Origin of the sequence: Desulfobacter sp. UBA2225, assembly GCF_002348205.1 — a bacterium.
In the GTDB taxonomy this organism is placed as follows: Bacteria; Desulfobacterota; Desulfobacteria; order Desulfobacterales; family Desulfobacteraceae; genus Desulfobacter; species Desulfobacter postgatei.
Genome location: NZ_DDYV01000081.1, coordinates 1 through 9475, shown reverse-complemented (window position 1 = coordinate 9475; position 9475 = coordinate 1). Strand labels below are relative to the sequence as shown.

5 protein-coding genes are annotated in these 9475 nt (G+C 46.4%); all 5 read left to right on the top strand.

Features of this window, described 5'->3' with window-relative positions:
* A partial coding sequence (locus B3D59_RS04350) for a DUF5714 domain-containing protein (protein WP_286817937.1) occupies window positions 1-1419 on the top strand: 1419 nt, incomplete at its 5' end.
* 2 nt (window positions 1420-1421) lie between these two features.
* Complete coding sequence (locus B3D59_RS04345; RefSeq protein WP_286817935.1) at window positions 1422-2075, top strand: TIGR04282 family arsenosugar biosynthesis glycosyltransferase; 654 nt, start codon at window positions 1422-1424, stop codon at window positions 2073-2075.
* A gap of 11 nt (window positions 2076-2086) precedes the next feature.
* On the top strand, window positions 2087-2845 hold the full coding sequence (locus B3D59_RS04340; RefSeq protein WP_286817933.1) for a DUF3047 domain-containing protein: 759 nt from the start codon (window positions 2087-2089) through the stop codon (window positions 2843-2845).
* Complete coding sequence (locus tag B3D59_RS04335) at window positions 2842-3534, top strand: TIGR04283 family arsenosugar biosynthesis glycosyltransferase (RefSeq protein ID WP_286817931.1); 693 nt, start codon at window positions 2842-2844, stop codon at window positions 3532-3534. The genes B3D59_RS04340 and B3D59_RS04335 overlap by 4 nt, the downstream gene beginning before the upstream one ends.
* Before the next feature lie 717 nt (window positions 3535-4251).
* Window positions 4252-9258, top strand: a complete 5007-nt coding sequence (locus B3D59_RS04330; protein ID WP_286817930.1) for a hypothetical protein — start codon at window positions 4252-4254, stop codon at window positions 9256-9258.
* Window positions 9259-9475: the final 217 nt, after the last annotated feature.

Below are 9475 nucleotides of genomic sequence, written 5' to 3'. Positions count from 1 at the left end.
CAGGTCATCGGGATTGACATGCTGGATCACATGCTGGCCCTGGCCCGAAAACCCCTTGGGGATGTGGCCCAAAACCTGGGGTACGGGAATGTCTCCTTTAAAAAAGGGTTTCTTGAACAACTGCCCCTGGCGGATAACACCGTGGATCTGGTCATCTCCAACTGCGTCATTAACCTCTCCCTGGACAAACGGCAGACTTTTGCTGAAATTTTTCGCATACTTGTCCCCGGCGGGCGGATTTTTATTTCCGACGTGGTCACCGATGATCCCTGCCCCCCTGAAATCCAGAATGATGCGGTACTCCGGGGGGCGTGTCTGTCAGGGGCACTTGTGCAGCCCCAACTGATGAGCATCCTGGAATCAGCCGGATTCAGCCGGATCAGGGTGGTGAAACGTTTTTTTTACAAAGAGGTATTGAACCACAGGTTTTATGCCGTCACCTATACGGCCTTTCGGCCTAAGCCTGCGGAAAAAACAATGGTTTTTTACCCAGGCCCCCATGCCGCGGTGATGACTGACGACGGACAGCTGCTTTTACGCGGGCAATCGTCGGAGTCCACTAGGCCCTCTGATGCCCGGGAGGATACGACGATTTTTGAGCTGGATCACATGGGCAGTGTATCCAATATCGACGCCGTGAACGCCTGCAGCTGCGAACTGCCGCCCTCCCCTGTGGACGAGAACGCCGCCACCTTGAGCCAAAAGGCTTCTTTGAAAACAGATACAAAATTTCAACAGGACTGCATGCTGTGCGGCCAACCACTGGTCTATCTGGAAGAACAAAGAGAGGAAAACTGTATTTTCTGCGGCAATCAATTCCCAGCCAACGCCGTATGCGAACAAGGTCATTTTGTCTGCGACCACTGCCATGGACAAGAGATAGTGGATGTGGTCAAACATATCTGCACCCATACCGATGCAACAGATATGATTGATCTGATCAACCACCTTCGCAGTCATCCCTCATTTCCCCTCCATGGCCCCGAGCATCATTTTGCAGTGCCCGGCGTTATCACCGCCGTGTTCAGAAATCTGGGCGGGGATATCACAGACAGCGACATCATTACGGCCATTGAGCGCGGAAGAGCCGTTCCCGGCGGTGTCTGCGCTTTCTGGGGGACCTGCGGCGCTGCTGTGGGTGCGGGCATTGCCTTTGGAGTTATTTTGAAAGGCACCCCGCTAAAGCCCAAGGCCAGGCAGATCGTCCAGCAGGTGTCCGAAGCCGTTATCCACGACCTGAAAGGGATTGAGGCGGCCCGATGCTGCCAGCGGGAGGTGTGGACAACATTGAAAACAGTGGCCCGGTTGTCCGAAGCGTACCTGCCCCTGGTTCTGAGGGCCCATGGCGAGGCGCAATGCCGCCAACAGGGCAAAAACAGGGAGTGCATCCGGGAAACCTGCCCCTATTTCAAGGTGTGAAGATGACAAAAAACAACGCTGTCATCATTTTCATCAGATCCCCGGAAAAAGGCCGGGTCAAGACGCGCCTTGCAAAGGGGGTGGGAGACACAGCAGCCCTGGCGTTATACCGCTGCTTTGTGATGGATGTTCTGGATATTGTTCGATCAACTCCCTGGGCGTTGCGGGTCTACTATTACCCGGAAAACGCCATTCATCATATCAGGGATTGGGTGGGAGAGGATTTGGATCTTTTCGCCCAAAAGGGCACCACCCTGGGAGAAAAAATGGAAAATGCCCTTGCCGACACCTTTACCGCCGGATATGAAAGGGCCGTTCTCATCGGGTCTGATTTACCGGATCTGCCGTCTCAGATACTTGATACGGCCTTTAAGGCTCTGGACCAGTGCAGTGCGGCCATCGGCGCAAGTCATGATGGCGGATATTATCTGATCGGGTTTACGGCCAAAGGATTTACCCCCCGGATATTTCACGGTATTCCCTGGGGAACCGACCAGGTATTTGATCTGACCCTGAACAGATTTAAAGATCATCATGTGTCACACTGTACTCTGCCCGTGTGGCGGGACATTGATACCCAAAAGGATTTAGGCTTTCTCAATCTTGATCCAGCCAGCAAAACGGCCGTACACACAACCAATTATCTTTTAAAATAAGGAATAAAATTTTGAGTCGACAAAAACAGATTTGGATGGCGGTCAGCTTTATCATGGTTTTGCACACCGCTGTTGTGCTTTGCGCCGAGCCGATATTGACCGTAGGGGACTTTTCCCAGGCGAATACCGGGGAAACCTTACCCCGGCACTGGGAGCCTTTGACATTTAAAAAAATAAAGGCACATACCACATACAATATGGTTGAAGACCAGGGGCGAACTGTAATCAAAGCCTATAGCAAGGCATCCGCTTCGGGACTGATCCGCAAAATCGGCATTGATGTAAAAAAATATCCCATTATTCAATGGCAATGGAAAATCACGGACATTAATAAGAAAACCGATGTTACCCAAAAAAGCGGGGATGATTATCCGGCACGAATTTATGTGGCTTTTGAATATAACCCTGATGAGGCAGGGGTCTGGGAAAAAACCCGATTTGAAACCGCCCGCCTGATATACGGCCAGTATCCACCTGCAACAGTGGTGACCTATATCTGGGCCAACCGCGTCCCTAAAGGGACCCGGATACCCAACCCCTACATCAATCAGGTTATGATGATCGCCGTGCAAAGTGGTGACGACAAGGTGGGCACCTGGGTCACCGAAGAACGTAATATTTATCAGGACTATGTGGATAGTTTCGGACACCCGCCCCCCATGACTTCGGGTGTGGCGATCATGACGGACTCGGACAATACGGAGGGGACGTCAACGGCCTTTTACGGGGATATTATTTTCAAATCAACGTCCGGAACCTCAATCCAATGAATCCTGTGATCTCCGTTATTATACCGGTATACAGCGAAGCGGATCGTATTAACCGAAACATTGGCGACCTTAAATCATCGGCATCGCAAATGTTGTGGGCCACCCAAATTATTGTGGTGGATGGAGACCCTGAAAAACGCACCCTTCAAGCGATCAATGACCCGGATGTTATAAAAACAGCATCACCGGCCGGCCGGGGCGTGCAGATGAACCATGGGGCCCGGACCGCAACCGCAGATCTGCTGCTGTTTCTTCATGCAGATACCGTTTTGCCTGCAAATGCACTCAAAACAATTCTTCATGCCTGCCGGGACAAGGAAGTTGCTGCCGGTGCATTTGATCTGGCCATTGGCGCAAAGCAATTAGGTTTTCGTATCATCGAAAAGGTGGCAACGTTGCGTTCCCGGATCACCCGGATTCCCTTTGGCGACCAGGCAATATTCATTAAATCAAAATGCTTTTGGGACTTGGGAGGATATAAACCAATTGCCCTGATGGAAGATGTGGAGATCATGCTCAGACTCAGAAAAAAGGGGTATAAAATTCACTTCATTTCAGATCGGGTGGTTACCTCGGCCCGGCGCTGGAAAAAAGAAGGCATGATATATACAACCCTCCGCAACTGGATGCTTCAGCTGCTCTTTTATATCGGGGTCAGTCCTGAAACGTTAAAATCCTACTATCACTAAACAAACAGCCTCCGACGTTTGAAGGATCGAATTTATATTTATTGCAAAAATCCAGATAATACCTCAGCCATTTTACATAGTGCCTGTGATCATTTTCCGGAATATAACCGGAAAGCAATTCCCGGTTATAAGCCGTCAGCACATTTTGATTAATCTGAATTAATGCCATTTGCTGTTTAACCCCACACTTTGAATGTTATCCCGCTAGAAAATTTGGCTACCGACATAACGCGGGACAGTTTGACATGGTGATGAGAGTTTTGCAATACCTGAACCTCATGAGCCGGGGATTTCGGAGAAGCCTTGTTTTAAAGGGTGTCCCGGCTTAAAACTGTAGGCGAAATTTTTTTTAACACGGGCACAAAATGATTGTTAATTTCGTTCTTTATTGATACAGGCTTTATACATGTTATTTGTTGAAGTTATACAGAAAAAAACTACATAATCACTTGTTCACACTGGACACACGGGGGCGGGCTGGCAAATTACCCGATAATATGGTACGGCTGAAGCTTTGCTTCGCTGCCGCATAACTGCGTTATGTCGGACAAAGCGAAGCAAAGCTTCAGCCGTAGTCAAAGGAGAATTTCCCACCCCACTACCCCGTGGCCATTGAACAAACCACTGCACTGAACAAGCCAGTGATTTAAATATTAGCCAAGTTACTACACGCACATCAGATTGATACCGTCACCAAATATGATGGAGGAATTAAAAATGAATAGAGTAAGTATCAATGGTTTGTTAAAACCTACCACAAGTGAAGTTGAAATCACGGATCAATACCTTGGGCATTTTTTAAAGGTCAGCTACATCCAAGAGATAAGTGGGAATCCGATTTACAGTAAGGATCGCGTTGATGTAGAGGAAAACGGTGCTTTCCGTTTTTTCTTACCCAAAGAAGACTTGTTAAGCGGTCAAAATGTGACCATAGAGATCTTTGCCCCAGATGGCGATCTTCAGCTAAAACAAATATACAGCTTCGGATACTTGTACTCAGCGAACATCTCTGAAAATGCTCCAGATAAAACAAAACCTTTCGAGATTAAAGTCAATCCTAAAGTCATTGAGATCATCTACGAAGAAGGCCCGATCCTAAATATTCCCAGAAAAATATCGGGTAAATTGGTTGACATTTCAGGTGAACGCCGAGCTTCAGGTGTTCAAGTAGTAATTGTTGCTAGTAGCGATCCCGCCGCAGCACCGGATAGCGATAGCTGTCGACCTATTTTTAGTGCTCAAACTAATAAGGATGGTTTTTTCTTTGGCCGAATCGACAATAAGGACTATGAGCACGCGTATGGTTTAATTGCCGGACTGAGTGAAGAGCCAATTCGGATTAGTTTAGAAAACAAGAAAATCCCGAAAGATATATTATTGATGGCCGATTTATCGCCCTTGCCCGCAAACGCAAGTTCCGCAGCCAGCACAGTACCGGCATTGCCGGATGCCAGCGAACTTGTGGGTAATTCGTCATTTTCACAAGATATTGGCGGCAAGTGCGTCGATTTTACCATCCCAAATCGTACCTTGGAGGAATTTAGTTTTTATCATACGGTTCGGACCACAGAGCCTGAAATCCGAGGCTTGACGATTACCCCCCTTGAAAGCAAACGTCTAAAGGCAGAGTTGTTAACACTTTCGGATGATTTGTTTGCGATTTTTGGTCGTATCAATAGTTCGATGAATACCTTGAGCTTGGTGGCCTATTCGGTTGATGAAGACAGTGATGCAACAACACAACCATCGACTGAAAATGTTGCTAATGTGAGAGCTTATAACATGAGTACGGCAACAGTTTCGGCTGATCCTGTGTATCAATTGAAGCTGGATACATTGGCAGGGAAACTGAAATTTAGCACCCAGCAATTGAAGTATAGTTTTAGTGTTATCTTGAAATTGCTGGCTGAACAGGCTAGACGAAAGGCAAAATTACAGCAATTACATTATGAATTGGCTGCCGCTTATTGTGGCAAACAAGGGGCACCTCAAACTAAGACATATTGTGAGTCACTGATTGCACAAGACTCCCTAAATCGAGCCACCGTAGAATCATTGCTTGGTCATATCGAGCAATACATCGACCAGCCTTCTGAGAATTTGTTCCAAAATGCCTCGTTGCCAAAACAGTTGGCAGCTTATATGCAGAATATCAAAAAGTTGGTGCAACAACCGTATGTGGATATCTCATCAATTTCAGTTGTTCAAAATCGCACGGAGAAACTGATAGAAGCCGTTAATAAACAAACCGTCGAAAGTCAGGACCAAGAGGAGTTGTTAGGCTATTTACGCCGCTTAGTCAGTGAACTGGCGCAAGCTGGTGAAGGCGGCTTGTACAATTTCGAGCCTTGCCCTACTCGAGAAACTCAGACTATGGGCATTATGTGTCTGCAGCAACAATTTGAGGATACGCGAGACACACTGCGCAATAAATCAGTGTTATCGCTTGGAGAAATCCTGACTATTCGCGCCAATTACGATACCTATATCACAAGTATAACGGCATTTTTACATTTATTGGAGAAATTCCATGCTTTTTACAACGCTGGCTCGAATTTTCTGATCTCACTGGAAGACGACTATTTTGTAAAGAATTATGACGCGATTCGAGCATCCTTGAATGCCTTGAAGAGACAAATATATGCGGCAATAAACAAGATTGAGGCCATAGAGAGGGCTTATATTTCCGATCATCCCGGTCGTAAGGAATTGACAGTAGAAAACAGCGTTGATTGGGACGAAACGCCAACGATCTACGAAAACACCACGATTGCACATGGTCATATCCTTCATTTTAAGCAGCAGTGGAAGGCCGATGGATATTCACTTGGGGATTTATTGTACAGCCTGCCGCTGGCACCTTGTCAGGAAAAGCAAATCGCCATTGTAGATTGGGATCGAGAAGAGCGCGCAGTCCGTACAGAAGATCAGACCGTGGCTGAGTCGCTGTCAGCAGATCTATCCCGAAACCGGGATATTAGCGAGATTATCAATTCATCGCTTACGGAGGAGATCCACGCTGTTTCAACCAATAAAACGAGTTCTACTAGCGGAGGTGGTGGGTTGGGGTTTGGCGGAAGCATCGGGGGCTTTTCATTAGGTTTGGGAGGAGGAGTGTCACATTCCGGCGCCTCCTCACGTTCGACTGCTGATCAGAATTCAGCCCGCAATCTGTCCGGTAGTACTTTGAATCGTCTTCAAGATAACATTTTCCAATCTGCCTCATCACTTAGGACACAGCGCAGCACGGTAATACAAACGGTTGGACAAAACGAAACCGTTTCCGTGCAAACAGAGGTGGTAAAGAATAACAATCATTGCCATGCCATCACCATCGAGTATTTTGAAGTACTCCGTCATTATGCAATCGAACAAAACCTGGTGGATGTTCAGGAGTGTCTGTTTGTACCTCTACCGATGAGCCTGTTCGATCATGCGAAGATCCTTCGTTGGAAAAATACGCTACGTCGGACCGTATATGGAACAAAGCTAAGAAGGGGTTTTGATGCCATTGAACGGATTACCAACAATTATGCTGACTCAGATTTTCCAACAGGCAGCTATGCGGATGAAGTAATCCAATATTTTAGCGGTAATTTTTCTATTTCTTTCGAACTTAAACGTCCTCCTATCGATGAAATTGATAATCAGACTGTAGAAACCATGATTGTAGAAACCATCGATCTCAATAAATGGCATCCCTGGTTTACTGGTATCTTAAAATTCACATACACCAAGGAAAGACCACTTACTGAGGCCGAGAAGGATGCTATTTTCGAGGCTGATTATGTCCCCAATATCGTGCGTGACTTTATCGATACAATCCACATTTATGGTGTTGCAGAAGACGGTTTTGAAAAACGACTGGATTTGGATTTTACACTACTTTCTAATTATCGGCGCGGCATACCGCTTCAAGTGAATATCGCTACTCGAGAACCGCAAACTATAACGCGGCGGCAAATAAAGTATCTAAGATTTCGGGCCAACACATTTGTCCATCCGTCTTCAAAAATCATCTTACGCGCAACGTACTTGCATTATCAGACGAAGCATCTGAATGAAGCTATCATTCAAAACGGCAACGTTAACAACGATATCATCAATTCGATAGAGATTCCCGAAAATTTTCCGCCTGTTCTCAAGATCAAGACTGATGCCGCTTTGATGTATACACCGCTCTCTGACAAGGAACTAAGAGAACCACGCAAAGAAGATCGTGAAGCTGCCTCCGCATTAGTCAGCTTTTTGAACGAAAATCTCGAAATGTCGCACAAGGCCATTTGGTCGAGCATGGACAGCAGTCGACTGTTTGGGCTACTTGATGGCTATATCGCGCCAAACGCGGGTGGTAAGAGCGTGGCCAGCGTTGTCGAGAACAAGGTCGTGGGTATCGTCGGCAACAATTTGGTATTAAAGGTAGTACCGGGAGAACGCCTCGATCCAGTGTTCAGAAAGGTGGATGATTTATTAGCTTTTTACCAGCCGACGACCAAGCCTGACCCCTTCCGAGTAAGCGTGCCAACCAAAGGCGTTTATGCGGAATCAGTCATGGGTAAATGCAATAGTTGCGAAGAGATCGACGAAACTCGTCATTGGCGGTTTGATGAAGCGCCGTGCGGTACTCAGGCAACCCCGATTGAAGCAGTGTCGACTGCAAGTCGACAGTCCGATGTAGGTAACCTACAGGTTAAAGATTTACCTTCCAGCATTATCAATATGCAAAATGGCCCTGCCGCCCCAGATCCAACGGGTTTGGCGGCCGCCTTTAATCTCCTTGGTAAGAGCGATGTCTTTAAGGATATGACTGGCTTGGCAGGAACTCAGGCCAATGCACTTGGTGCATTGCAGACAACATCTAAGAGTGTAACCGATCTGGCGAGCATAGCTGCTGATTTGCAAAAGCAAGCAGCTATGAAGAAAGACATTGGCAAAACTCTTAAGATCATTGACGAGCTTGAGAGCGAAGGGAAGATGTCATCAGAAGATGCTAAAGCAGCTCGTAACAAAGCCGTTGGAACGCTTATTGGTACTCCATTCGACGCCAACGAACAAGAAATACAAGACAAGAATAAGGTGGATACTGAAGCATTAAAGGAAATGAAATCTGATCCAACTGGTAGTAGCCAAGTAAAGATGAAGGAACATAAAACGGATGGTTCGTCTATCGAATATGATTATTCATATACGCCTGGCTCGCCTTACATGCTTGCCTCTTATGAAAGCGATTTATCACCTATTTTGTTAACAGAAATAGTAAGGCCGACAGATGAAGAAGGACTTCGACAAGCCTTTGTTGCAAACCTATATTCGGTTGTCGGTCTCGAAGCGGGAATTCCTGCCCACAGAAAAAGATGGAATGAAATACTTGGCCCCATTAACGGTCAATGGGATCTCGATCGGCCATTTGGTTGCGCAAAATACAACGATGAAGATCCACCAAAATGTACTCAATGGCAAGGCATATCCACTTGTGGAGTTGTGGCAGAAGGCATTTGGAGAAGGATGAGAGTGGATTTAGAATCTCTATATATCCCATATATTCCAGGTACCGCGATTAAGCGTGCGATAGATTTTGCGAAACGAGACGATATAGGTGCTTGGGTTACGCCGGGTGAGGGTCGACGTCCTAAAAAGGGTGATTATGTACATATCTTAGGTGGTGAACATGTTTTAACGTGCATTGGATGGGGTGAAGATGACATGCTCATTCAATGCCGTTGACTTAAGAAAAACAACCCTAAAATCAAGCTGTTATGTCACATTTTATTAAATGTTTCACTGCCTTTCAAACCGATCCAGTAATTTTCAAAAATACCAAGATGTCTGAATATAAAGGTCATGGAAATTTCGAGAGGTTCACCCCTCCCTCACGCCTTGCTCAGATATAGAACCTTAACATATTGAAATGACGCGTCATTTTCTTAAGTCAACGGCATTG

Bases quoted from the DNA above. Each gene is read 5' to 3' on its own strand.
- B3D59_RS04345 (WP_286817935.1), top strand. From the start codon at position 1,422: ATGACAAAAAACAACGCTGTCATCATTTTCATCAGATCCCCGGAAAAA.
- B3D59_RS04335 (WP_286817931.1), top strand. From the start codon at position 2,842: ATGAATCCTGTGATCTCCGTTATTATACCGGTATACAGCGAAGCGGAT.
- B3D59_RS04330 (WP_286817930.1), top strand. From the start codon at position 4,252: ATGAATAGAGTAAGTATCAATGGTTTGTTAAAACCTACCACAAGTGAA.